At 72.4% G+C, this 23,711-nt stretch carries 18 protein-coding genes and 1 tRNA gene; 12 read left to right on the top strand and 7 right to left on the bottom strand.

Annotated elements, in window-relative coordinates:
- Nucleotides 1-430 precede the first annotated feature (430 nt).
- The gene (locus ABZ128_RS26695; RefSeq protein WP_356851348.1) at nucleotides 431-1,816 is read left to right on the top strand and encodes an NAD(P)/FAD-dependent oxidoreductase; all 1,386 of its coding nucleotides are present in this window, start codon (nucleotides 431-433) and stop codon (nucleotides 1,814-1,816) included.
- A 231-nt stretch (nucleotides 1,817-2,047) separates the two neighbouring features.
- Entirely contained in the window at nucleotides 2,048-3,376 is a 1,329-nt protein-coding gene (locus ABZ128_RS26690) for a cyclopropane-fatty-acyl-phospholipid synthase family protein (protein ID WP_356851347.1), read from the top strand.
- Between the two features lie 80 nt (nucleotides 3,377-3,456).
- Here ABZ128_RS26690 and ABZ128_RS26685 read toward each other — a convergent pair whose 3' ends face one another.
- Both ABZ128_RS26685 and ABZ128_RS26680 read right to left on the bottom strand, forming a co-directional pair.
- On the bottom strand, nucleotides 3,457-6,006 hold the full coding sequence (locus ABZ128_RS26685) for an FtsX-like permease family protein (protein WP_356851346.1): 2,550 nt from the start codon (nucleotides 6,004-6,006) through the stop codon (nucleotides 3,457-3,459).
- Nucleotides 6,007-6,080: 74 nt separating this feature from the next.
- Complete coding sequence (locus tag ABZ128_RS26680; RefSeq protein ID WP_356851345.1) at nucleotides 6,081-6,854, bottom strand: ABC transporter ATP-binding protein; 774 nt, start codon at nucleotides 6,852-6,854, stop codon at nucleotides 6,081-6,083.
- 439 nt (nucleotides 6,855-7,293) lie between these two features.
- Between ABZ128_RS26680 and ABZ128_RS26675 the strand changes: the two genes are divergently transcribed.
- Together ABZ128_RS26675 and ABZ128_RS26670 are read left to right on the top strand one after the other, a co-directional pair.
- Nucleotides 7,294-7,375, top strand: a tRNA-Leu gene (locus ABZ128_RS26675).
- 136 nt (nucleotides 7,376-7,511) lie between these two features.
- Nucleotides 7,512-8,360, top strand: coding sequence for a Bax inhibitor-1/YccA family protein (locus ABZ128_RS26670; RefSeq protein ID WP_356851344.1), 849 nt, complete (start codon nucleotides 7,512-7,514; stop codon nucleotides 8,358-8,360).
- A 138-nt stretch (nucleotides 8,361-8,498) separates the two neighbouring features.
- Here ABZ128_RS26670 and ABZ128_RS26665 read toward each other — a convergent pair whose 3' ends face one another.
- The gene (locus ABZ128_RS26665) at nucleotides 8,499-8,729 is read right to left on the bottom strand and encodes a DUF4287 domain-containing protein (protein WP_356851343.1); all 231 of its coding nucleotides are present in this window, start codon (nucleotides 8,727-8,729) and stop codon (nucleotides 8,499-8,501) included.
- A gap of 115 nt (nucleotides 8,730-8,844) precedes the next feature.
- On the opposite strand from ABZ128_RS26665, the gene ABZ128_RS26660 reads away from it, so the two are divergent.
- Nucleotides 8,845-9,204: a hypothetical protein gene (locus ABZ128_RS26660; protein ID WP_356851342.1), complete on the top strand. Its 360-nt coding sequence runs from the start codon at nucleotides 8,845-8,847 to the stop codon at nucleotides 9,202-9,204.
- On the opposite strand, the gene ABZ128_RS26655 is transcribed toward ABZ128_RS26660, so the two are convergent.
- The 3 genes from ABZ128_RS26655 to ABZ128_RS26645 all read right to left on the bottom strand — a co-directional run bounded on the left by ABZ128_RS26655 (nucleotide 9,188) and on the right by ABZ128_RS26645 (nucleotide 12,728).
- A complete protein-coding gene (locus ABZ128_RS26655; RefSeq protein WP_356851371.1) occupies nucleotides 9,188-10,003 on the bottom strand; it encodes a hypothetical protein in 816 nt (271 codons plus the stop codon). The genes ABZ128_RS26660 and ABZ128_RS26655 overlap by 17 nt on opposite strands.
- 309 nt (nucleotides 10,004-10,312) lie before the next feature.
- Nucleotides 10,313-11,533, bottom strand: coding sequence for an acetyl-CoA C-acetyltransferase (locus ABZ128_RS26650; RefSeq protein WP_356851341.1), 1,221 nt, complete (start codon nucleotides 11,531-11,533; stop codon nucleotides 10,313-10,315).
- Between the two features lie 157 nt (nucleotides 11,534-11,690).
- The gene (locus tag ABZ128_RS26645) at nucleotides 11,691-12,728 is read right to left on the bottom strand and encodes an SGNH/GDSL hydrolase family protein (protein WP_356851340.1); all 1,038 of its coding nucleotides are present in this window, start codon (nucleotides 12,726-12,728) and stop codon (nucleotides 11,691-11,693) included.
- A 133-nt stretch (nucleotides 12,729-12,861) separates the two neighbouring features.
- On the opposite strand from ABZ128_RS26645, the gene ABZ128_RS26640 reads away from it, so the two are divergent.
- A complete protein-coding gene (locus tag ABZ128_RS26640) occupies nucleotides 12,862-14,247 on the top strand; it encodes a cystathionine beta-synthase (RefSeq protein ID WP_356851370.1) in 1,386 nt (461 codons plus the stop codon).
- Nucleotides 14,248-14,893: 646 nt separating this feature from the next.
- Nucleotides 14,894-15,736, top strand: coding sequence for a MurR/RpiR family transcriptional regulator (locus ABZ128_RS26635; RefSeq protein ID WP_356851339.1), 843 nt, complete (start codon nucleotides 14,894-14,896; stop codon nucleotides 15,734-15,736).
- 179 nt (nucleotides 15,737-15,915) lie between these two features.
- Here ABZ128_RS26635 and ABZ128_RS26630 read toward each other — a convergent pair whose 3' ends face one another.
- Nucleotides 15,916-17,259 (bottom strand): diaminopimelate decarboxylase, encoded by a 1,344-nt coding sequence (locus tag ABZ128_RS26630; protein WP_356851338.1) that lies wholly within the window; start codon nucleotides 17,257-17,259, stop codon nucleotides 15,916-15,918.
- Nucleotides 17,260-17,363: 104 nt separating this feature from the next.
- Here ABZ128_RS26630 and hutU point away from each other — a divergent pair, with 104 nt between their 5' ends.
- The 5 genes from hutU (at nucleotide 17,364) to ABZ128_RS26605 (ending at nucleotide 23,695) form a co-directional block, all read left to right on the top strand.
- Nucleotides 17,364-19,028: a urocanate hydratase gene (hutU, locus tag ABZ128_RS26625; RefSeq protein ID WP_356851337.1), complete on the top strand. Its 1,665-nt coding sequence runs from the start codon at nucleotides 17,364-17,366 to the stop codon at nucleotides 19,026-19,028.
- Between the two features lie 35 nt (nucleotides 19,029-19,063).
- A complete protein-coding gene (locus tag ABZ128_RS26620; protein ID WP_356851369.1) occupies nucleotides 19,064-20,254 on the top strand; it encodes an allantoate amidohydrolase in 1,191 nt (396 codons plus the stop codon).
- Nucleotides 20,245-21,591, top strand: a complete 1,347-nt coding sequence (locus tag ABZ128_RS26615) for a formimidoylglutamate deiminase (RefSeq protein WP_356851336.1) — start codon at nucleotides 20,245-20,247, stop codon at nucleotides 21,589-21,591. Before ABZ128_RS26620 ends, ABZ128_RS26615 begins: the two co-directional genes overlap by 10 nt.
- 118 nt (nucleotides 21,592-21,709) lie before the next feature.
- On the top strand, nucleotides 21,710-22,885 hold the full coding sequence (hutI, locus tag ABZ128_RS26610; protein WP_356851335.1) for an imidazolonepropionase: 1,176 nt from the start codon (nucleotides 21,710-21,712) through the stop codon (nucleotides 22,883-22,885).
- Nucleotides 22,886-23,011: 126 nt separating this feature from the next.
- The gene (locus ABZ128_RS26605) at nucleotides 23,012-23,695 is read left to right on the top strand and encodes an LPXTG cell wall anchor domain-containing protein (RefSeq protein ID WP_356851334.1); all 684 of its coding nucleotides are present in this window, start codon (nucleotides 23,012-23,014) and stop codon (nucleotides 23,693-23,695) included.
- The last annotated feature ends 16 nt before the right edge of the window (nucleotides 23,696-23,711 follow it).

Genomic DNA, 23,711 nt, shown 5'->3' with positions numbered 1-23,711 from the left:
CGTTCCGGTCGGGCCGTTCGCGTGGGGCGGGGGCTCCCCGGGGTGGCCCGAAACCGCCCTTCGGGGGGTGTGCGGGGCCGCGCGCCGAGAAAGTTCGTGAAGTTCTTCACAAGGAAAAGAAGCCTGTGGGGGCGTCCGAAGGCACTTTCGAGGGGTTCCGGGGCGCCGAAGGCGTGTTTTGGGCGGGCGCTTGTGCGAACAGCGGAGCTCGACGCGGCCGGCCGGTAGGTATCCACGAACCCGGTGGTCTACTCCGGTTGAACGCCTGGAGGCCAGTTCAGGACGGGTGGACAACGAATCCCGTTACACCTTGGTTCCCCGTTGGCGCCATGACCTCCGTCACGTGGGCCGCGCAGTGTAGCAGAGGCCTCGGAACACCTTGTGAAGGGGCTCACGAGCGTCACCCCTGAGGGTGCTGGATACTCGTTCCATGAGCACCACGGAGCGTCCCAGGATCCTCGTTGTAGGAGGTGGGTACGTAGGCCTGTACGCAGCCAAGCGCATCATGAAGAAGATGCGTTACGGCGAGGCGACCGTCACGGTCGTCGACCCGCGCTCGTACATGACCTACCAGCCCTTCCTCCCCGAAGTGGCCGCAGGCAGCATCTCGCCTCGGCACGTCGTCGTCCCGCTGCGACGCGTGCTGCCCAAGGCTGAGGTTCTCACCGGCCGGGTCACCAGCATCGACCAGGACCGCAAGGTCGCCGTCGTCACGCCGCTCGTCGGCGAGGCGTACGAGCTGCCCTTCGACTACCTGGTGATCGCGCTCGGCGCCGTCTCCCGCACCTTCCCGATCCCCGGCCTCGCCGAACAGGGCATCGGCATGAAGGGCGTCGAAGAGGGCATCGGCCTGCGCAACCACGTCCTTGAGCAGCTGGACAAGGCCGAGTCCACGACGGACGAGAACGTCCGCCGCAAGGCCCTCACCTTCGTCTTCGTGGGCGGCGGCTTCGCCGGCGCGGAGACCATCGGCGAGGTCGAGGACATGGCCCGCGACGCCGCCAAGTACTACGCCACGATCAAGCGCGAGGACATGCGCTTCATCCTGGTCGACGCGGCCGACAAGATCCTTCCCGAGGTCGGGCCCAAGCTCGGCACCTGGGGCAAGGAGCACCTTGAGTCCCGCGGCATCGAGATCTACCTCAACACCTCGATGGACTCCTGCGTGGACGGCCACGTGGTGCTGAAGAACGGCCTTGAGGTCGACTCCAACACCATCGTGTGGACCGCGGGCGTCAAGCCCAACCCGGCCCTGGCCCGCTACGGCCTGCCGCTGGGCCCGCGAGGCCACGTGGACACCGCCCCCACCCTCCAGGTCCAGGGCACCGACTACATCTGGGCCGCCGGCGACAACGCCCAGGTCCCGGACGTCGCCGCCCGCAAGGCCGGCGTCGAGAACGCCTGGTGCCCGCCGAACGCCCAGCACGCGCTGCGCCAGGCCAAGGTCCTCGGCGACAACGTCATCTCGGGCATGCGGGGCTTCCCGCAGACCGAGTACGAGCACTCCAACAAGGGTGCGGTGGCCGGCCTCGGCCTCCACAAGGGCGTCGCGATGATCGTCATGGGCAAGATGAAGATCAAGCTCAAGGGCCGGCTCGCCTGGTACATGCACCGTGGCTACCACGGCATGGCCATGCCGACCTGGAACCGCAAGATCCGCGTCTTCGCCGACTGGACCCTCGCCATGTTCCTCAAGCGCGAGGTCGTCTCCCTCGGCGCCCTCGAAACCCCGCGCGAGGAGTTCTACGAGGCCGCCAAGCCGGCGCCGGCTCCGGCCGCCGCCGCGGCACCGGCCCAGAAGGCCAAGGCCTCCTGACCCGCCGGTAGTACCTGCACGTCCCCGAAGGGGCCGCCTGCCATCCGTGGTGCGGGCGGCCCCTTCGGCGTGCCGGTGTGCCGCCGGTGCCGCCGACGTGCCGCCCGGTGGTCGCCGGGTGTCGTCGGGGTGTCTTCGTCGCGCCGCCGGGTGCCTCCGCGCGCCGTCCCGGCTTATCCGGCACCGGAATGGGGTAGGCCGTTCGGTCGGATCATTCAGGAGGTGCCTTCGATGACCGACGCCGCGCCGCGGCTGGCCGCAATCGCCGAGACCCTGCTGGGCGCCCCTCTGCCCGTACGCATCCGAGCCTGGGACGGCAGCGAGGCCGGACCGCCCGACGGCCCCACCCTGGTCATCGCCCACCGGAGGGCCCTGCGCCGCGTCCTGTGGAAGCCCGGCGAGCTGGGCCTCGCCCGTGCCTGGGTCGCCGGCGAAGTGACCGCGGAGGGCGACCTTTTCGAGCTGCTGGACCGGGTCGCGGGCCTGCTCTGGGAGCGGGAGCCCGCCGCCGTGCGCCCGCACCTGCCGGAGCGGGCCGCGAGCGCCGCCCGGGCCGCCGCCCTGCTGCGCGATCCGGACGCGCGGGCGGCCGTACGGGAGCTGATCGCGCTGGCCCGGCCGTGGCTCCCGCCCGCACCGCCGCCCGAGGAGGCCGTCCGCCGCGGCGGTCCGGCGCACAGCAAGAACCGCGACCGGCAGGCGATCAGCCACCACTACGACGTGGGCAACGAGTTCTACGAGCGGGTCCTCGGCCCGTCCATGGTGTACTCCTGCGCCTACTGGAGCCCCGGCTCCACCCTGGAGCAGGCCCAGCGCGACAAGCTCGACCTGGTCTGCCGCAAGCTGGACCTGCGCCCCGGCGAACGGCTCCTGGACGTGGGCTGCGGCTGGGGCTCCATGGCCCTGCACGCCGCCCGGGAGTACGACGTCCGGGTCACCGGCATCACGCTCTCGCGCGAACAGGCCGTCCACGCCCGCAAGCGGATCGCCGAGGAGGGGCTGGCCGACCGGGTGGACATCCGCGTCCAGGACTACCGGGACGTCAAGGACGGCCCCTACGACGCGATTTCGTCCATCGGGATGGCCGAGCACGTCGGCGCCGAGCGCTACCGCGGATACGCCCGCACCCTCCACGCCCTGCTGCCGCCCGGCGGCCGGCTGCTGAACCACCAGATCGCGCGCCGGCCCGAGCCGGACGAGGAGGCGTACCGCATCGACGAGTTCATCGACGCCTACGTCTTCCCCGACGGCGAACTCTCCCCGCTCGGCAGCACGGTGGGCGAGCTGGAGCGGGCCGGGTTCGAGGTCCGGGACGTGGAGGCGCTGCGCGAGCACTACGGGCTGACCCTGCGGGCCTGGGTGGCGCGGCTGGAGCGGCACTGGGACGAGTGCGTCCGGCTGACCTCGCCCGGCCGGGCCCGGGTCTGGCGGCTGTACATGGCGGCCTCGGCGCTGGGCTTCGAGCGGGGCCGCCTCGGGGTCAACCAGGTCCTCGCGGTGCGGCCCTCCGGAGCGGGGGAGTCCGGGCTGCCGCTGCGGCTGCGCACCTGGGGCGCGTAGCCCCCGTACGACACCGCGGGCAGCGGGAAGGGCCCCGGGGCGGCTGCCCCGGGGCCCTTCCGTGTCCGCGCGGACGGCGGTTACTCGGTCTTGATGGCCGTCAGCATGTTGAGCCTGGCGGCGCTGCGGGCGGGCCACATGGCCGCCAGGACGCCCACCACGCCGGCGAGCAGCAGGAAGATGCCGATCCGGTCCCACGGGAGGACCAGCGCGTAGCCGGGCACCGACTTCGCCAGGGTGGAGCCGACCGCCCAGGCGAGGAAGATGCCGACGGCGATGCCGAGGACCGCACCGAAGAGGGAGATGACCACGGCCTCCAGGCGGATCATGTTCTTGACCCGGCTGCGGTCGAGGCCGATCGCCCGCAGCATGCCGATCTCCTGGGTCCGCTCGAAGACGGACATCGCAAGGGTGTTGACGACGCCGAGGACGGAGATGATCAGTGCCATGCCGAGCAGGCCGTACATGATGTTCAGCGCCGTGTTGACGACGCCGCCCATCTCGTTGCGCATGTCCTGCTGGGTGGCCAGGGAGATCGCCGGGTTGTTGCCGAGGGCGTCGAGGACGGCCTTCTCGGCGGCCTTGGACTCCCCGCCGGTGGTGTTGACGTACACCTCGGGGATGTACGGGGTCTCGGAGTGGGCGCTGAGGATCCTGTCGTCGAGGACGTACGGGGACAGCAGGCCGTCGAGGTCCTTGTAGACGGCGCCGACCTTGAGCGAGGCCTTCTCGCCGTCGTCGTACATGACCTGGAGGGTCGAGCCGACCGCGAGTCCGTTCTTCTTCGCGGTCTTCTCCGCGACCGCGACCTCGCCCTTGCCGAGGCTCGCGAGCGAGCCGCCGACCACGTCGATGTTGAGGATCTCGCCGATGGCGGCCGGGTTGACGCCGGACGCGGCCCGGAAGTCCTCGCCGATCTTGAGCGAGCCGGCGGTCTGCGGGGAGACCGCCTTGATCCCCTTGGCCTTGGCCAGGGTCTCGGCGACGGACTTGTCCAGGCTGCCGCCGCCCATGGCCATGGAGACCTTGTAGTCGGCCTTGATCTTGTCGGTGCTCATCCGGTCGACGGCCTTGCCCATGGTGATGCCCAGCACCGACAGGGTGGTGACCAGGGTCAGGCCGATGGCCAGGGAGGCGGCGGTGACGGCGGTGCGGCGCGGGTTGCGCACGGCGTTCTGCGCGGCCAGCTTGCCGGGCACGCCGAAGACCTTCTGCAGCAGCGGCCGGACGGCGGCGATCATCGGCCGGGACAGCAGCGGGAGCACCACGATCAGCCCGATGAGCAGGAAGAAGGCTCCGGCGGCGATGGTGTAGCGGCCGTTGGTTCCGCCGGCGGAGACACCGGCGAGGACCAGGGCGATGCCGAGCAGGAACAGGACGCTCCCGCTGATGTTGCGCAGGACCAGCGACTTCATGGTGGCCGGGAGGTGGGCGCTGCCCATGGCGGCGACCGGGGGGATCCGGCCGGTGCGCCAGGCGGGGAACACCGCGGCGACCATGGTGACGAACACCCCGATGACGAGGGCCGTGACGATCGTGGCCGGGGAGATGACGAGCTCGCCGGCGGGGATCTTCGCACCGAGGGAGTCCATGACGGAGCGCATCCCCACGGCCAGGCCGACACCGGTGACCAGGCCGATGGTGGCGGACACCAGGCCGACGACCACGGCCTCGGCCATCACGGAGTTGACGACCTGGCCGCGCTTGGCGCCGACGGCGCGCAGCAGCGCCAGCTCCTTGGTGCGCTGGGCGACCAGCATGGTGAAGGTGTTGTAGATCAGGAAGATGCCGACGAAGAGGGCGATGCCGGCGAAGGCGAGCAGCATGGTGCTCATGCCGCTCATCCCCTCCTTGATGGCCTTGGCCTGTTCGGCGGCCAGCTCGGCGCCCGTCTGGGCCTTGCTGTTCTTGTCGAGCAGCGGCTTGATGTCGGCCAGCAGCCGGTCGGCGGGGACGCCCTGCTTGGCGCTGACGGAGAGCTCGTTGTAGAAGCCGGGCTGGAGGTACAGCTTCTGGGCGGTGGCGGTGTCGAAGAGGACGAGGCTGCCGCCCGCGTTGACCTGGCCGTCCTCGGTGGTGAAGACGCCGGTGAGGGTGTACTCCTTCACCGGGCCGTTGGTGGCGACCCGGACCTTGTCGCCGACCTCGTACGCGCCCTTGTCCGCCGTCGCCCGGTCGAGGGCGATCTGGTCGGCGGTGGCGGGGCCGGCGCCTGCGGTGAACTGGTAGCGGGGGTCCTTGCCCGCGCTGACCGGGGCGAAGTTGGCGCCCTGGTTGGCCCAGCCGTTGCCTATCAGCTTGCCGTTCTCGTCGCCGACGCCGGCGAAGCCGGAGACCCGGCCGCTGACGGTGTCGACGCCGCCCACGGCCTTGACCTTGTCGAGGGTCTGCTGGCTGATGCCGGGCTCGCCCTCGGGGCGTCCCTCGCCGTTGCGGGTCTTGCCGTACGAGGTGACGGAGACGGCGACGCCGTCGTAGCTCTTGGCGGACTGGCCCGAGAGGGCCTTGCCGAGGGTGTCGGTGAAGACGAGGGTGCCGGAGACGAAGGCGACGCCGAGTGTGACGGCGAGGACCGTCATCAGCAGCCTGGCCTTGTGCGCGAGGACGTTGCGCAGGGCGGTACGGAACATGGTGGAGGCGTCCAGGATGTCGTGGGCCCAGGATGTCGTGGGCGGGAAGTTCGGAGGTCGGCGGAGGCGGCGCCTCAGCTGGTGCGGCCCTTGGCGTCGAAGGCCTTCATGCGGTCGAGCACCCCGTCGGCGCTGGGCCGGAGCATCTCGTCGACGATCCGGCCGTCGGCGAGGAAGATGACGCGGTCGGCGTAGGAGGCGGCGACCGGGTCGTGGGTCACCATGACGACGGTCTGGCCGAGCTCGCGGACGGAGTTGCGCAGGAAGCCGAGGACCTCGGCGCCGGAGCGGGAGTCCAGGTTCCCGGTCGGCTCGTCACCGAAGATGATCTCGGGCCGCGAGGCCAGGGCGCGGGCCACGGCCACGCGCTGCTGCTGGCCGCCGGAGAGCTGGGTGGGCCGGTGCGAGAGGCGCTCGGAGAGGCCGACCATGCCGATCACGGTGTCCAGCCACTGCTTGTCGGGCTTGCGGCCGGCGATGTCCATCGGCAGGGTGATGTTCTCCAGGGCGGTCAGGGTCGGCAGCAGGTTGAAGGCCTGGAAGATGAAGCCGATCTTGTCCCGGCGCAGCTGGGTCAGCTGCTTGTCCTTGAGGGAGCCGAGCTCGGTGTCGCCGATGCGGACGGAGCCCGCGGAGAAGGTGTCCAGGCCGGCGACGCAGTGCATCAGCGTGGACTTGCCGGAGCCCGAGGGGCCCATGATCGCGGTGAACTGCCCCTGGGCGAAGTCCACGGAGACGTTGTCCAGGGCGACCACCTGGGTCTCGCCCTGGCCGTACACCTTGGAGAGTCCGGTGGCCCGGGCGGCCACGGCCTGGGCGGTGCGGGGGGCGTAGTTCATGGTGGTCACGGAAGGGACTCCTCGGGCTTGACCTGGCTGCGGTCTGCGGATCGGCACGACCCTTCCATCGTCCCCGCGGCCACCGGCCCGCGGATCAGCCCCGGTGCCCGTTCCCCGGCCCACTGGAGTCTGACCGCCGCGGCGCCCGCCTCCTCCTCTGGTATGACGGCCGGGCCCGAGACGGCTCAGGGCAGGAGGGAGGTCCGGGGTGGCCCGGGGTGGCGTGGAGGGTGGCGGGCGGGGTGGCGCGAGCCATCGAAATCCCGTCATTCCCGTACGAGGGGTGATCGTCGCCCGTAAGGGGCCGACCGTGCGTTCTCGGGTCTGACGGCCACTCAAGCGCCAATAAAATCAGACAACATCGGATAGACGGCCCCCTGGCGACCAGGGCTTTCCGGATAGGCTCGGCGCAGCGTCCAGTGCTTTTTCACGGGAGCCGCCACGCCCTGCCCGGATGGTGGAATGCAGACACGGCGAGCTTAAACCTCGCTGGCCTTTAGGCCGTGCCGGTTCAAGTCCGGCTCCGGGCACTCCCGAAGTCCCCTCCGTTATCCCCTGCGCTTTGCCGCGCCTTCTCCTAAGATCCTCCTCCAGCAGTAGGGTGCTTTCTTTGCGAACGCATTACTCTTGATGCAAGGCCGCGCCCGGTGGCCATGGAGGAGTGAGATGAGGAGCAGCAACCCGGTCTTCTCGCGACGGGGGTTCAGCCGCGACAGCGGCGGCTACGCGGGCTTTGACGCGCAGTCGCAGCAGGCCGGGACCAACCCGTACGCGACGAATCCTTACGCCGCCGACCCGGTCACCGGCATGCCGCAGGCTCCGGCCCGCGCCGGCGCCATGACCATCGACGACGTCGTGAGCCGTACGGCCATGACGCTCGGCACCGTCATCCTGACGGCGACGATCGCCTGGATCGCCCTGCCCGTCGACCCGGCGAACGTGAACAAGTCGTACGGCATCGCCGTCGGCGCCGCGCTCGTCGCGATGGTCCTCGCGCTCGTCCAGACCTTCAAGCGCAAGGCCTCCCCGCCGATCATCCTGGCCTACGCCGCCTTCGAGGGCTTCTTCCTCGGTGTGATCAGCTCGGCCACCAGCACCTACCTCGGCGCGGGCGTGGTCATCCAGGCCGTGCTCGGCACGATGTGCACCTTCGCCGCCGTGCTGTTCGCGTACAAGATGCGCTGGATCCGCGTCACCCGCCGCTTCTACGGCTTCGTGATGGCCGCCGCCCTGGGCTTCATGCTGCTCATGGTGGCGAACCTGCTGTTCTCCGTCTTCGCGGGCGGTGACGGCCTCGGCTTCCGCAGCGGCGGCCTCGGCATCCTCTTCGGCGTCATCGGCGTCGTCCTCGGCGCCTGCTTCCTCGCCCTGGACTTCAAGCAGGTCGAGGACGGCGTGACGTACGGCGCCCCGCGCGAGGAGGCCTGGCTGGCCGCCTTCGGCCTCACGCTGACTCTGGTGTGGATCTACCTGGAGCTGCTGCGCCTGTTCCAGATCCTCTCCGGCGACGACTAGTCCTGCCCCCGGCCGCCCCGCGGCCGGGCCGGACGCGGCAAGGGGAAGGCCCCGCGAGCACAGCGCTCGCGGGGCCTTCCCGCGTCTCGGAGGAGTACGGGGTCGGGGGCAGGGATCGGGGCCGGGACGGGGGAGGGCTCAGCCGAACTTGCGGGCGGCCCTGCGCAGGTCGTACTCGTGGATGATCGCCTTGGCTTGGCCGTACGAGAGCTCGTGCGCCCCGCGCAGCCAGCTGACCTTCTCCTCGAAGCGGACGAGGGAGGGGCCGTCGTCCACGGTGCGGAGCCAGTCGGAGATTTCACGACCGGTGGTCCGGGGGATTCTGTCGATCATGTTGCGGTGGGTCTGCTCGGAGAACTCTACGGACATGGGCGCCTCCGGAGGTATCGCCGTGCTGTTGGCCTCACGGCTGTTCCTTCACGCCACCGTGCCGGAGAGTTCGCCCGTTGGCAATGGTGCCGGGGCGGCGCGTAAGGTCGGCCGGGTGCTTGATACTTCGCCGCTGGCCGCCGCCGTGGAACGTTTCGCCGACCGGCTGCGGGCCATGCCGCAGAGCCGCCTCCAGCAGGGCGCCGCCGCCACGGCGTTGGAGCTGGCCCGGGAGCTGTCCGTACGCGCCCAGCGGCTGGAGGAAGCGGAAGAGGGCCGGGGGGCGGCTCCGGCGCGGGAGATGCCGGACGCGGGGGTCTTCGTGGTGGGCGACCAGGTGGCGGTGGCGGGACTGGACCTCGCCGAGGCGCTCGCGGCCGCCGGGGCGCGCGCGGACGGCACGACGGCCCCGTCCGAGATGCTGGACGAGGCCGTGCGACTGGTGGAGCAGGCGGAGCTCAGAGCGACGCGATGACGCGGTCCGCGAGGATGTAGACGTTGTCGTCCGGGTCCTGGCCGTCCCCGCAGGAGAAGGTCAGCGCGTAGGCGCCGGAGATGCCGGAGCCGCCGAGCAGGACCGGCGCGGTGCCCGAACGCAGGGCCTCGGCGAGGCGCTCCGCCGTCTCCCGGTGGCCCGGGGTCATGCAGAGCGTGGTGCCGTCGGTGAACACGTACACGTCCAGGGTGCCCAGCGGGCCCGGGCGGACGTCCGCGAGGGCCGTACGGGCCTCCGCGAGCTCCTCCAGGCGGCTGACCGTCCGCTCGTGGTCGGCGCCGGGGGCCGAGGGCTGGACCGGCACGAAGTCCGGGTGCGAGGGGTGGCGACGGCGGGCGGCGGCCAACTCGGCGGAGTCCTCGGCGTAACCGGGCTCGTCCCCGGCCTCCTCGCCGAGTACCTGCTCCAGACCGACCAGGTCGGCCTGCCGGGGCAGGAAGACGGCGGGGCCGTCCTCGCCGAGACCGGGCAGACCGCCCAGCAGGGACGGCGCGTCGGCGGCGTCGCGGGCCTCCTGGGCGGCCCAGAACGCCCGCGCCTCGGCGAGCTCGCGCTCGCGCTCCTCGGCGAGGGCCTCGGCGACGGCGGCCCGTATCTCGGCGGCGGGGGACTCCACGGCGCTGCGGGCATGCGGGACGGACACGCCGCGCGGGTGGGCCGGCGCAGCCAGCTCTCCGCGCAGGGCCGTGACCTGCTTGCGTAGACCGTGGACGGCGTGCAGCGCAGCAGCGCCCACGGCCGCGGCGGCGGCCGTGGTCAGCAGCAGGGCAAGAGACATGGCGCTCACTGACTAACTCCTGGTTGGTTCGGTCCCCCGACTTCCTACATCAGAGTGTCCTCACCTGGGAATGGCGTGCAGTGCATTACGTCACGAATTGGACAGGTCTTTGGTCACACCTGCGGCCCCCGGACCGCTCTGACCTGGAGAAACGACGAACCCCCAGGACGTAGGTCACATCCTGGGGGAAATTCGGTCACAGCTCGGACGCGAGGGGGTTGAACGGCAGGCCCTCCGACGCCGGGGATCCGCCCGGATCCCCGGCGCCACAACGACGCGGACCGCTCAGCTCAGCCGCTCAGCTCAGTCTCAGCTCAGGCGCTCGATGACCATGGCCATGCCCTGGCCGCCGCCGACGCACATCGTCTCCAGGCCGAACTGCTTGTCGTGGAACTGGAGGCTGTTGATCAGGGTGCCGGTGATGCGGGCGCCGGTCATGCCGAACGGGTGGCCGACGGCGATGGCACCGCCGTTGACGTTCAGCTTCTCCAGCGGGATCTCCAGGTCCCGGTAGGAGGGGATGACCTGCGCCGCGAACGCCTCGTTGATCTCGAACAGGTCGATGTCGCCCACGGTCAGACCGGCGCGCCTGAGGGCCTGCTTGGACGCCTCGACCGGGCCCAGGCCCATGATCTCGGGGGAGAGGCCGGTCACGCCGGTGGAGACGATCCGGGCCAGGGGGGTCAGACCCAGCTCGCGCGCCTTGGTGTCGCTCATGATCACCAGGGCCGCGGCGCCGTCGTTGAGCGGGCAGCAGTTGGCGGCCGTGACCAGGCCGTCGGGGCGGAAGACCGGCTTCAGGCCCTGCACGCCCTCCAGGGTGACGCCGGCGCGCGGGCCGTCGTCGGCGGAGACGACCGTGCCGTCCGGGGTGGTGACCGGGGTGATCTCGCGGGCCCAGAAGCCGTTCTTGATGGCCTCCTCGGCCAGGTTCTGGGAGCGGACGCCGAACTCGTCCATGTCCTGGCGGGTCACGCCCTTCAGGCGGGCCAGGTTCTCGGCGGTCTGGCCCATCGCGATGTACGCGTCGGGGATCAGGCCGTCCTCCCGCGGGTCGTGCCAGGACGAGCCCTCGCTCTGGGCGACGGCGGCCGTACGGGCCTCCGCGTCCGCGAAGAGCGGGTTGTGGGTGTCCGGCAGGCCGTCCGAGGAGCCCTTCGCGAAGCGGGAGACCGTCTCGACGCCCGCGGAGATGAAGACGTCGCCCTCGCCCGCCTTGATGGCGTGCAGCGCCATCCGGGACGTCTGCAGCGAGGAGGAGCAGTAACGGGTGATCGTGGTGCCCGGCAGGAAGTCCATGCCCATCTGCACGGCCACGATGCGGGCCAGGTTGTGGCCCTGCTCGCCGCCCGGCAGGCCGCAGCCCAGCATCAGGTCGTCGATGTCGCGCGGGTCCAGCTCGGGAACCTTCGCGAGCGCCGCCTGGATGATCGTCGCGGTCAGGTCGTCCGGGCGGACGTCCTTGAGCGACCCCTTGCCGGCGCGCCCGATGGGAGAGCGGGCGGTGGAAACGATGACGGCTTCGGGCATCGGGGCTCCAAGGGTGTGTCGTGCGGCTCGTTGCGGGACCGCAAGCGAAGTTACCGGCCCGTACGGTCGAGGTCATCGCCTTCCCCGTGTGATGCCGGTCGCTCCGCGGGCTGTTCGGGTACCTACCCCGCCCGGGAAGCCCCATCCGACGCCCCCGTCAGGTGCCCGCCACCGGGGCGCCCGGGAGCTCCGCCGACGGCTCGGCGAGTGCCGGCTCCTGCACCGCGACCCGGCGCCGGCGCCGGTGCTTGAGCAGGGCCCAGGGGCCGCGGGCCTGCGTGACCTCCGTACCGGCCTGCCCCGCCGCCGCGGACGCGGCCTTGGCCACCGGGAGCATGTCCTCGTTGCGCGCCACCTCCAGGCGGTCCGATTCCGGCCAGAGCGCGAGGGCCGCGCAGAGGGTCGGCAGGACGGCCATGGCGGCGGTGGCGTACCCCTCCGCCGAGGGGTGGTAGGAGTCCGGGCCGAACATCTCGCGGGGGTTCGCCGCGAACTCGGGGCCGAGCAGGTCTCCCATGGAGACCGTACGGGCGCCCAGGGCGACGACCCCTATGGTCTGGGCGGCGGCCAGCTGCCGCGAGACCCGCCGGGCCAGCCACCGCAGCGGCTGGTAGACCGGCTCGATCGTGCCCAGGTCCGGACAGGTGCCGACCACCACCTCGGTGCCCGCGAGCCGCAGCCGGCGCACCGCCGAGGTGAGGTGGCGCACCGACTGGGTCGGCGGCATCCGGTGGGTCACGTCGTTCGCACCGATCATGATCACGCACACGTCGGGGGCCGGGGCCCCGTCGTCCAGCAGCAGCCCCGTCTGCCGGTCCAGGTCGTCCGACATGGCCCCGGACAGGGCCACGTTCCGCAGCTCCACCGGCCGCTCGGCCACCGCCGCCAGCCCCGAGGCGAGCAGGGCTCCCGGGGTCTGCCCGGACCGGCGGACGCCGAGCCCGGCGGCCGTGGAGTCGCCCATCATGGCCAGCCGCAGCGGGCCGGGCCCCGACCCCGGCTCCGGCCCGGCGAACTCGCTCCCGTACAGCCCGTCCGCCCGCGGGGGGTCGGGGAGCCCCGTCCCGACCGTGCGTTTGGCAAACTGGACCTCAGCCAGTACCAGCCCCACCGCTGCGGCTCCGACCAGCCCGAGCCCGCCTCCGCCGTATGCCGCCCCCGCCGCGATCCGGCGGGCCGTCCTCGCCCTGGACACCCTTGGAGCCTCCTCGCTTCCTGCCTGGCCCTGTTGACCTACCTGCCCCGTACTGCCCGTCGGCCAATCCCTTTCCGCTTACTCTGGCCGTGCCTCCCGGAGAACCCGTGGAGTCCCCTCCCTGGAGAACATGGTGCAATTCCACGACTCGATGATCAGCCTCGTCGGCAACACCCCGCTGGTGAAGCTCAACCGTGTGACCGAAGGCCTGCAGGCCACCGTCCTTGCCAAGGTCGAGTACTTCAATCCCGGCGGATCCGTGAAGGACCGGATCGCCGTCCGGATGATCGAGGCCGCCGAGCAGAGCGGTGCCCTCAAGCCCGGTGGCACCATCGTGGAGCCCACCAGTGGCAACACCGGTGTAGGACTCGCCATCGTGGCCCAGCAGAAGGGCTACAAGTGCATCTTCGTCTGCCCTGACAAGGTGTCCATGGACAAGATCAACGTGCTGCGCGCGTACGGCGCCGACGTCGTGGTCTGCCCGACCGCTGTCGACCCCGAGCACCCGGACTCGTACTACAACGTCTCCGACCGCCTCGTGCGCGAGACGCCGGGCGCCTGGAAGCCCGACCAGTACAGCAACCCGAACAACCCGCGTTCGCACTACGAGACCACCGGTCCCGAGCTGTGGGAGCAGACGGACGGGAAGATCACCCACTTCGTGGCGGGCGTCGGCACCGGCGGCACCATCTCCGGCACCGGCAACTACCTGAAGGAGGTGTCCGGCGGCAAGGTCAAGGTCATCGGCGCCGACCCCGAGGGCTCGGTCTACTCCGGCGGCTCGGGCCGCCCGTACCTGGTCGAGGGCGTCGGCGAGGACTTCTGGCCGACCGCCTACGACCCGAACGTGACCGACGAGATCATCGCGGTGTCCGACAAGGACTCCTTCCAGATGACCCGCCGGCTCGCCAAGGAGGAGGGCCTCCTCGTCGGCGGCTCCTGCGGCATGGCGGTCGTCGCCGCACTGAAGGCGGCCGAGGGCCTCGGCCCGGACGACGTCGTCGTCGTCCTCCTGCCGGACAGCGGCCGCGGCTACATGAGCAAGATCTTCAGCGACGAGTGGATGGCCGGCCACGGTTTCCTGGAGGAGGCGGGCCCCTCGGCGCGCATCGGGGACGTGCTCGCGGACAAGGAGGGCGGCATCCCGTCCCTGGTCCACATGCACCCCGAGGAGACGGTGGGCGAGGCGATCGAGGTGCTGCGCGAGTACGGCGTCTCGCAGATGCCGATCGTCAAGCCCGGCGCCGGCCACCCCGACGTCATGGCGGCCGAGGTCATCGGCTCGGTCGTCGAGAAGGAGCTCCTCGCCGCGCTGTTCGCGCAGCGGGCGTCGCTGACCGACCCGCTGGAGAAGCACATGAGCTCGCCGCTGCCGCAGGTCGGCTCCGGTGAGCCGGTGTCCGAGCTGATGGCCGTGCTGGGCGAGGCGGACGCGGCGATCGTGCTGGTCGAGGGCAAGCCGACCGGCGTGGTGAGCCGCCAGGACCTGCTGGCGTTCCTGGCCAAGGGTTCGAAGTAGGCCGTCGCCGTCGGGGGCCCGTCGCGCAAACGGTACGGGCCGGACATGTGACGGCAGCACCGGCTTAACACGGCTCCGGCACAGTGGTGGTCGTCGGCAGGGGCGCCAGTGCCCCCGCCGGCACCACGGAACGGCGTTGGCGTACCTCCGGAGCGGCTCCCGGACCGCGTGAACGCCACGGACGCGGACGGCCCTGACCCGGCCCGTGTCCCGCGCGGGGACCGCCGTCGTCCCGCCCCTCGCCTGCGCGAGGGTGCGGCGGTCCCCGCGCCCGTCTTCCGGGACTCCGGCTACGGGCGCGGGCGCTTCGCCGCCACGAAGTTCACGCCGACGATCCGTGATGATCGCGAACCCGAAGCGCTCCCCGAAGTTCCCCTCCGGCTGGGCGGTGCGTCCGCCGCGGGCGGCCGACAGCCGTTCCTCGGCCGGCAGGCGCCGCAGCTGCGTGTCGACCTTCTCCACGAACGAGTCCACGAGCGCGGCCTCGTACTCCGCCCCCAGCTCCTGCCGGGCGTCCGGCGTCGCGCCGAGGGGGCAGCCCCCGTATCCCGGCCGCGTCTCGCCGAGTGGTCCGCCGCTTGCCGTCTTGCATAACCGCATGCAGAGTGCTCCGTGACTGAATAAACACGGGGACGGAGGGGTCGGGATGAGTGACAGCCCGGCAGCGCGGCTGCAGCAGCTGTTCGAGGGGCACCGGCTGACGCCCACCCAGCGGCGGATCGCCCACTGCATGGTGCGGGGCGCGGCGGACGTGCCGTTCCTGTCGAGCGTGGAGCTCGCCGAGCTGGCGGGGGTGAGCCAGCCCTCGGTGACCCGGTTCGCGGTGGCGCTCGGCTTCGACGGGTACCCGGCGCTGCGCCGGCACCTGCGCGAGGTGGCTCCGGCGGAGCGCGCCGAGGCGGTGCGGGAGGACGCGTACAACGAGTACCAGCAGGCAGTCCAGGGCGAGATCGAGAACCTGCGGCAACTGTCCGTCCTGCTCGCCGACCCGGCTCCCGTCGAGGAGGCGGGCCGCCTGCTCGCCGGCTCCACCCCGCTGCCGGTGCTCGGCCTGCGGGCGGCGTCCTCGCAGGCGCGGGGCTTCGCGTACTTCGCCGCCAAGGTGCATCCGGACGTTCGGCTCCTCGACGAGGGCGGCTCGATGCTGGCCGACCGCATCGACGCGGTGGTGGGGGCCGGGGCCTCGGCCCTGCTGTGCTTCGCGCTGCCGCGGCATCCGCGGGAGGTGGTGGACGCGCTGGAGCAGGCGCGGGGGGCCGGCCTGACGGTGGTGACGGTGGCCGACTCCGCGTTCGCGCCGGTGGCGCGGCACTCGGACCTGCTGATCCCGGCTCCGGTGGGGACGGGGCTGGCCTTCGACACGGCGTGCGCGCCGATGCTGTTGGGGCGGGTGCTGCTGGAGGCGATGGCGGACGCGCTGCCGGACGCGCAGGCCCGCCTGGAGGCCTTCGACGCCCGGGCGGCCGCGCGGGGCCTGTTCGTGGAGTGACGGTTCCCTGCGGGGCGGCTCCGGGGTTGAGGCGGTTTCCTGCCGTGCGGCTCCCGGGCAGCGAGCCCCCGATCGCAGCCACCGGCCCCGCGAGGTCCCGTACCGCCCCGCAGGGCCACGGCCCCGGGAGCCCCGTACCCGCCACGCAGGGCCACCGCCCCGCAGGGGACCGGCAACGTTCAGAGCAGGGCGTCGGAGTGGGCCGCGCCGGCTTCGGTGAGGAGGTCCGAGAGGGACTGCGCCGGGCGGGCCAGGGTGAAGTGGACCTCCGGGGTGGTGGTGAAGCCGTGGACCGGGGGGCGCGGGAGGCTGTTGTAGCCGTAGTGGGCGGTGAAGAAGTACGCCCCCGTGTCCGGGACGGCGATCAGGTCGCCCGGGGCCAGTTCCGGCAGCTCCCGGGCCGTGGCCAGCAGGTCCCCGGCGAAGCACGCGGGGCCGGCGATGTCCTGGGCGACGGGCGGGCCCGTCTTCGGGGTGCCCTTCGCGTCGTAGGGCAGGATCCGCAGCGGCCACGCCGCCGGGGCGTACACCGTCCGGGTGGCCAGCTGGACGCCCGCGTGGGTGAGGGCGATGGGCCGGCCGCCGGTGGTCTTCGTGTACTCGACCCGTGCCAGCGCCAGCCCGTGCTTGGCCAGCAGGGAGCGCCCGAACTCCGTCACCAGCCCGTAGGAGCCGTCGAACAGCGCCGGGCAGGCCTCCTGCAGCGCGGCCACGTACTGCGCGTACGTCGGGCTCTCCTCGTCGGAGGCGAAGTTCACCGGGAGGCCGCCCCCGATGTCGAGCGTGTCGACCTGTCGGCGCCCCACGGCCGCGTTGATCTCCTCGGCCAGCGCGTGCAGCTCCCGTACGCCCTGCGCGATGAGCGGGAGCGGCACCCCCTGTGAGCCGGAGTGGGTGTGCAGGCGGGTCAGCCAGGGCCGGTCCGCGAAGGCCCGGACGAGCCATGCGCGGGCGCCCGGGTCCCGCAGGGCGATGCCGAACTTCGACGTGGCCGTCGCCGTGGACAGGGCGTCGATCGTGCCGGCGCCCGTCTGCGGGTTGACCCTGACGCCGACCGGGCCGACGGGGTGCGGGCCCACCAGCGTGTCCAGGCGTTCCAGCTCCTGCCGGCTGTCGGCGTTGACGGCCACCCCCAGCGCCAGCGCCTCGCGCAGTTCCGCCGTGGTCTTGGCGGGTGAGTCCAGTACGGTCCGCTCCGCGCCGATCCCCGCCGCCCGCGCCAGCGCCAGCTCGCCGGGGCTCGCGACCTCGCAGCCGAGGCCGGCGTCGGCGAGCAGCCGCAGCACCGGGACCAGCGGCGCCGCCTTGACCGCGAAGGCGTGCAGGACCGGGGTGCCGGGCGCCAGCGCCGCGGCGAAGGCGCTGGTCAGGGCGGCTGCGGAGGCCCGGATGCCCTCCGCGTCCAGGAGGCACACCAGGGGCGGGGAGCTCTCCGTCCCGCCGACGAGCCCCTGCTCGACGGCGGCCCGTACGACCCGGTCGCGGCGCGCCGCCGCATCCTCACCCTGCGTTCGCCGATGCATGTCTGTCAGCCAATCATCCGGCGCGGCGGCCCGCAGCTGTTGACTGAATCTATTCAGACCGCGAGGATGTGAATGGATTGACCAACATCGGAGGAGGCACCGCCATGTCAGGACCCCGCCCCGTACGGGCCGCGCGAGGCACCGAGCTCAGCACCCTGGGATGGCAGCAGGAGGCCGCCCTGCGGATGCTGCAGAACAACCTCGACCCCGAGGTCGCCGAGCACCCCGACAAGCTCGTCGTCTACGGCGGCACCGGCAAGGCGGCGCGTGACTGGCGTTCCTTCGACGCGATGGTCCGCACCCTGCAGACCCTCAAGCAGGACGAGACGATGCTCGTCCAGTCCGGCCGTCCCGTCGGCGTGATGCAGACCCACGAGTGGGCCCCCCGCGTCCTGCTCGCCAACTCCAACCTGGTCGGCGACTGGGCCAACTGGGAGGAGTTCCGGCGCCTGGAGCAGCTCGGTCTGACCATGTACGGCCAGATGACCGCCGGTTCGTGGATCTACATCGGCACCCAGGGCATCCTCCAGGGCACCTACGAGACCTTCGCCGCGGTCGCCGCCAAGAAGTTCGGCGGCACCCTCGCCGGCACCATCACCCTGACCGCCGGCCTCGGCGGCATGGGCGGCGCCCAGCCGCTCGCGGTGACGATGAACGACGGCGTCGCGATCTGCATCGACGTCGACCCGCGCGCCATCGAGCGCCGCATCGAGCACCGCTACCTGGACGTGAAGGCCGACAACCTCCGCCACGCCCTGCAGCTGGCCGTCGAGGCGCGCGACGCCCGCAAGCCGCTCTCCATCGGCCTGCTCGGCAACGCGGCCGAGCTCCTCCCGCAGATGCTCGCGGAGGGCGCCCCGATCGACATCGTGACCGACCAGACCTCGGCGCACGACCCGCTGTCGTACCTGCCCGTCGGCGTCGACTTCGACGACATGGCCTCCTACGCGGCCAAGGACCCGGCCGGCTTCACCACCCGGGCCCGCGAGTCCATGGCGAAGCACGTCGAGGCCATGGTCGGCTTCATGGACGCCGGTGCCGAGGTCTTCGACTACGGCAACTCCATCCGCGGTGAGGCCCAGCTCGCCGGCTACGACCGCGCCTTCGCCTTCCCCGGCTTCGTCCCGGCCTACATCCGGCCGCTGTTCTGCGAGGGCAAGGGCCCGTTCCGCTGGGCGGCCCTGTCCGGCGAGGCCTCGGACATCGCCAAGACGGACAAGGCGATGCTGGAGCTCTTCCCGGAGAACGAGTCCCTGCACCGCTGGATCAAGATGGCCGGCGAGCGCGTCCACTTCCAGGGGCTGCCCGCGCGGATCTGCTGGCTCGGCTACGGCGAGCGCGACAAGGCCGGCGAGCGCTTCAACGACATGGTCGCGAGCGGCGAACTGGCCGCCCCGCTGGCCATCGGCCGCGACCACCTCGACTGCGGCTCCGTCGCCTCCCCGTACCGCGAGACGGAGGCCATGCTCGACGGCTCGGACGCCATCGCCGACTGGCCGCTGCTCAACGCCATGGTCAACGTCGCCTCCGGCGCCTCCTGGGTCTCCCTGCACCACGGCGGCGGCGTCGGCATGGGCCGCTCCATCCACGCGGGCCAGGTCACCGTCGCCGACGGCACCCCGCTGGCGGGCGAGAAGATCCGCCGCGTGCTGACCAACGACCCCGGCATGGGCGTCATCCGCCACGTCGACGCCGGCTACGACATCGCCGAGTCGGTCGCCGCCGAGCGCGGCGTCCGCGTCCCCATGCGCGAGGGCGACGACGCGTGAGCGACAACCCCGCCCGGGCGAGCTCGTTCCACACCATGTGGGACGAGCTGGCCCCCGTCGGCCGCCACCCGGACTCCGGCGGCTACCGCCGCTTCGCCTGGACCGGCGCCGACGCCGACTGCCGTACGTGGTTCCAGGAGCAGGCCGAGGCCCGCGGCCTGCTGTACGAGACGGACCGCAACGGCAACCAGTGGGCCTGGCTCGGCGACCCGCTCGCCGGGGACGCGGTGGTCACCGGCTCGCACCTGGACTCCGTCCCCGACGGCGGCGCCTTCGACGGCCCGCTCGGCGTGGTGTCCTCCTTCGCGGCCCTGGACGAACTCCGCAGCCGCGGAGCCCGCTTCACCCGCCCGCTGGCCATCACCAACTTCGGAGACGAGGAAGGCGCCCGCTTCGGACTCGCCTGCGTCGGCTCCCGGCTCGCCGCCGGGCAGCTGACCAAGGAGAGGGCGTACGAGCTGCGGGACGCCGACGGGATCAGCCTCCCGCAGGCCATGGAGGCCGCCGGGTACGACCCCGCCGCCATCGGGGCCGACCCGGAGCGCCTCGCCCGCATCGGGGCCTTCGTCGAACTCCACGTCGAGCAGGGCCGGGCCCTGGACCTGTCCGGGGACCGGGTCGGCATCGCCTCCGCGATCTGGCCGCACGGCCGCTGGCGGTTCGACTTCCACGGCGAGGCCAACCACGCCGGCACCACCCGCCTGGTGGACCGCCGCGACCCGATGCTCACGTACGCGGCGACCGTCCTCGCGGCCCGTACGGAAGCCGCCCTCGCCGGGGCCGTCGCCACCTTCGGGAAGGTCTCCGTCGAACCCAACGGGGTCAACGCGATCCCCTCCCTGGTCCGCGGCTGGCTCGACTCGCGGGCCGCCGACCAGGCCACCCTGGACACCGTGGTCACCGCCGTCGAGAAGGCCGCCCGCGAGCGGGCCGACCAGGACGGCATCGACCTGTCCGTCGTCCGGGAGTCCTTCACCCCGGTCGTCGAGTTCGAGCACGCCCTGCGCGACGAGCTGAACCGGATCCTCGGCGGATCCGTCCCCGTCCTCGGCACCGGGGCGGGACACGACGCCGGAATCCTCTCCGCGGCCGTCCCGACGGCGATGCTGTTCGTACGCAACCCCACCGGCGTCTCCCACTCCCCGCGGGAGTTCGCCACCGAGGACGACTGCGTGGCGGGCGTCCTCGCCCTCGCCGACGTACTGGAGGGCCTGGCGTGCCGCTGACCGCGCACACGACGTACTGGCTGGAGCACGCCTGGCTCGGCACCCATGTCGAGCCGGGCGTGGCCCTGGAGGCGGGCGGCGACGGGCGGATCGCCGCCCTGCGCACCGGCGTGGACACCCCGCCGCCCGGTGCCGAGGTCCTGCGCGGGCTGACCCTCCCGGGTCTGGCCAACGCGCACTCCCACGCCTTCCACCGGGCGCTGCGCTCCCTGGTGCAGGTCGGCTCCGGCACCTTCTGGACCTGGCGCGAGTTCATGTACCAGGTCGCCCAGAACCTCACCCCGGAGCGCTACTTCGCGCTGGCCCGCGCGGTGTACGCGGAAATGGCGCTCGCCGGCGTCACGAACGTCGGCGAGTTCCACTACGTCCACCACGCGCCCGGCGGCGCCCCCTACGCCGACCCGAACGCCATGGGCGAGGCCCTGATCGAGGCCGCCGCCGAGGCGGGCATCCGGATCACCCTCCTGGACACCGCCTACCTGTCCGCGGGCTTCGGCGAGGCGCCCAACGCGCACCAGCGGCGCTTCAGCGACGGCAACGCCGAGGCCTGGGCCGAGCGGGTCTCGGCCCTCAAGCCCCGCGAGCACGCCCTGATCGGCGCGGCCGTCCACTCCGTGCGCGCCGTGCCGGCGGCCCAGCTGGCCACGGTCGCCCGCTGGGCCGAGGAGCGGCAGGCCCCCCTGCACGTCCACCTCTCGGAGCAGACCGCCGAGAACGAGGCCTGCCTGGCGGCCCACGGCCGGACCCCGACCCAGCTGCTCGCCGACCACGGAGTGCTCGGGCCGCGCACCACCGGCGTCCACAACACGCACCTCACGGACACCGACATCGCGCTCCTCGGCGGCTCCGCCACCGGCACCTGCATGTGCCCCACCACCGAACGCGACCTCGCCGACGGCATCGGCCCGGCCGGCCGGCTCCAGCGCGCCGGCAGCCCGCTCTCCCTCGGCAGCGACAGCCACGCGGTGATCGACCTGCTGGAGGAGGCCCGCGCGATGGAGCTGAACGAGCGCCTGCGCAGCCGGACCCGGGGCCACTGGACGGCGAACGCCCTGCTCACCGCCGCCACCGCCGACGGGCACGCGGCGCTCGGCCGGCCCGACGCGGGCCGCCTGGAGCCCGGCGCGCTCGCGGACTTCACCACCATCGCCCTGGACTCCGTACGCACGGCCGGTCCGCTGCCGCGGCTGGGCGCCGAGACGGCGGTCTTCGCGGCCTCCGCCGCGGACGTCCGCCACACCGTGGTCGGCGGTCGCCACATCGTCCGGGACGGCCACCACACCCGTGTGGGTGACGTGGCGTCGGCCCTGTCCGCTTCCATTGCCGCCCTCCGCTGAGGGTGCGGGCGAGCGTCCCGCAGGGCGGGACGGGTGGGCGCACCGGGACCACCGGCGTGCAGCCGGACCCCGCAGCCCCCACCGGCCCGCACCGAACCGCCGAACCCCGGAGACTCCCTTGACCACCCTCATCACCAACATCGGCAGCCTCGTCACCAACGACCCCGCGCTCGGCGACGGCAGCCCGCTCGGCCTCATCGAGAACGCCGCCGTCGTCATCGACGGCGAAAAGATCGCCTGGGTCGGCGCAGCCGCCCACGCCCCCGCCGCCGACGGCGTCTTCGACGCCCACGGCCGGGCCGTGATCCCGGGCTTCGTCGACTCCCACTCGCACCTGGTGTTCGCGGGCGACCGCACCGCCGAGTTCAACGCCCGGATGTCCGGCCGCAGCTACACCGCCGGCGGCATCCGCACCACCGTCGCCGCCACCCGCGCCGCCACCGACGCGGTGCTGGAGGCGAACCTGGTGCGCCACCTCGACGAGGCGCGCCGCCAGGGCACCACCACCTTCGAGACGAAGTCCGGCTACGGCCTGACCGTCGCCGACGAGGCCCGCGCCCTGCGCATCGCGGCCGCGCACACCGAGGAGGTCACCTACCTCGGCGCGCACATCGTCTCCCCCGACTACGCGGACGACCCGGCCGGCTACGTCGACCTGGTGACCGGCGACATGCTCGCCGCCTGCGCCCCGTACGCCCGCTGGGTGGACGTCTTCTGCGAGAAGGGCGCCTTCGACGGCGACCAGGCCCGCGCCGTCCTCACCGCGGGCGCCGCCGCGGGCCTGATTCCGCGGGTCCACGCCAACCAGCTCACCCAGGGTCCGGGCGTACAGCTCGCGGTGGAGCTGGAGGCGGCTTCCGCCGACCACTGCACGCACCTGACCGACGCCGACGTGGACGCCCTGGCGCAGGCCGCGGGCACCACGGTGGCGACCCTGCTGCCCGGCGCCGAGTTCTCCACCCGCGCCCAGTGGCCGGACGCGCGCCGGCTCCTCGACGCGGGCGCCACCGTCGCCCTGTCCACGGACTGCAACCCGGGCTCCTCCTACACCAGTTCCATGCCGTTCTGCATCGCGCTCGCGGTCCGGGACATGGGCATGACGCCCGACGAGGCCCTGTGGTCCGCCACCGCGGGCGGAGCCCGCGCCCTGCGGCGCACCGACATCGGCACGCTGACCCCCGGCGCCCGCGCCGACCTCGCCCTGCTGGAGGCCCCCAGCCACGTCCACCTGGCCTACCGGCCGGGCGTCCCGCTCGTCTCGGCGGTCTGGCAGAAGGGCGTCCGTGCGGCCTGATCCGGGCCCGTTCCCCCACGCCTGATCCCGCATGTCCTTTGTCTTCCCTCCGTAAGGTCCCGGGCGTACCTTGAGCCACCCATCTGATGTGTCGTCAGTAACTTGTGGCCCGAGGGGAAGACGAAGGTGACCGACCGGAAACGCTCCACCGCGCTTGCGCTGGCGTCCGCGCTGGCCGGATCGGCGGTACTGCTTGCCGCCCCCGCAGCCCATGCCGACGTCGTCGACGTCGCCTACGACTGCAAGACCCCCATCGGCGACAAGTCGGCGGTCTCGCCCATCGACATCAAGTCCGTCAAGGAGGGCGACGGGTACAAGCTGACGATGTCCTTCCAGAAGGGCGTCTCGTCCAGCCCCGTCGAGCTCGGCAAGGGCGCGATGAGCCCCAGCGCCGTCATCGTCACCGGCGGCGCCGAGAAGGTCTCCGTACCGGTCTCGGGACCGCCCAACCCCGAGGCCGTGCCCGCCAACACCCCCATCAAGATCACCGACCTCTCGGGCACCTACACCCCGAAGAAGAGCGGCAAGGTCACCTTCACCGCGGGCGTGCTCACCATCAAGGCCCTGGGCACCACCACCACCTGCACCCCCGGCAACAGCCCCAAGCCCTCGCTGGAACTCGACGTCACGGCGGCGGCCGGCGCCAAGGACACCACCGGATCCGGCGGCGCCACCACGGGCGACACCCTGCCCCAGACCGGGCCCGCCGACTCCGCCCTCGCGCTCGGCACCCTCGGCGGCACCGTGCTGCTCACCGGCGCCGCCGGCATGCTCTGGCTGACCCGGCGCGGCCGGCGGGCCCGGGCCTGAACGGAGCGCCCCGGCC

Origin of the sequence: Streptomyces sp. NPDC006326 (assembly GCF_040612915.1) — a bacterium.
Lineage (GTDB): Bacteria > Actinomycetota > Actinomycetes > Streptomycetales > Streptomycetaceae > Streptomyces.
This window is presented reverse-complemented; position numbering and strand designations above follow the sequence as displayed.

Excerpts from the sequence above, each read along its gene's own strand:
- ABZ128_RS26690 (WP_356851347.1), top strand. The coding sequence starts at position 2,048 with ATGACCGACGCCGCGCCGCGGCTGGCCGCAATCGCCGAGACCCTGCTG.
- ABZ128_RS26620 (WP_356851369.1), top strand. The coding sequence starts at position 19,064 with ATGTGGGACGAGCTGGCCCCCGTCGGCCGCCACCCGGACTCCGGCGGC.
- hutU (WP_356851337.1), top strand. The coding sequence starts at position 17,364 with ATGTCAGGACCCCGCCCCGTACGGGCCGCGCGAGGCACCGAGCTCAGC.
- ABZ128_RS26635 (WP_356851339.1), top strand. The coding sequence starts at position 14,894 with ATGAGTGACAGCCCGGCAGCGCGGCTGCAGCAGCTGTTCGAGGGGCAC.
- ABZ128_RS26670 (WP_356851344.1), top strand. The coding sequence starts at position 7,512 with ATGAGGAGCAGCAACCCGGTCTTCTCGCGACGGGGGTTCAGCCGCGAC.
- ABZ128_RS26685 (WP_356851346.1), bottom strand. The coding sequence starts at position 6,006 with ATGTTCCGTACCGCCCTGCGCAACGTCCTCGCGCACAAGGCCAGGCTG.
- ABZ128_RS26665 (WP_356851343.1), bottom strand. The coding sequence starts at position 8,729 with ATGTCCGTAGAGTTCTCCGAGCAGACCCACCGCAACATGATCGACAGA.
- ABZ128_RS26655 (WP_356851371.1), bottom strand. The coding sequence starts at position 10,003 with ATGTCTCTTGCCCTGCTGCTGACCACGGCCGCCGCCGCGGCCGTGGGC.
- ABZ128_RS26630 (WP_356851338.1), bottom strand. The coding sequence starts at position 17,259 with ATGCATCGGCGAACGCAGGGTGAGGATGCGGCGGCGCGCCGCGACCGG.
- ABZ128_RS26695 (WP_356851348.1), top strand. The coding sequence starts at position 431 with ATGAGCACCACGGAGCGTCCCAGGATCCTCGTTGTAGGAGGTGGGTAC.
- ABZ128_RS26650 (WP_356851341.1), bottom strand. The coding sequence starts at position 11,533 with ATGCCCGAAGCCGTCATCGTTTCCACCGCCCGCTCTCCCATCGGGCGC.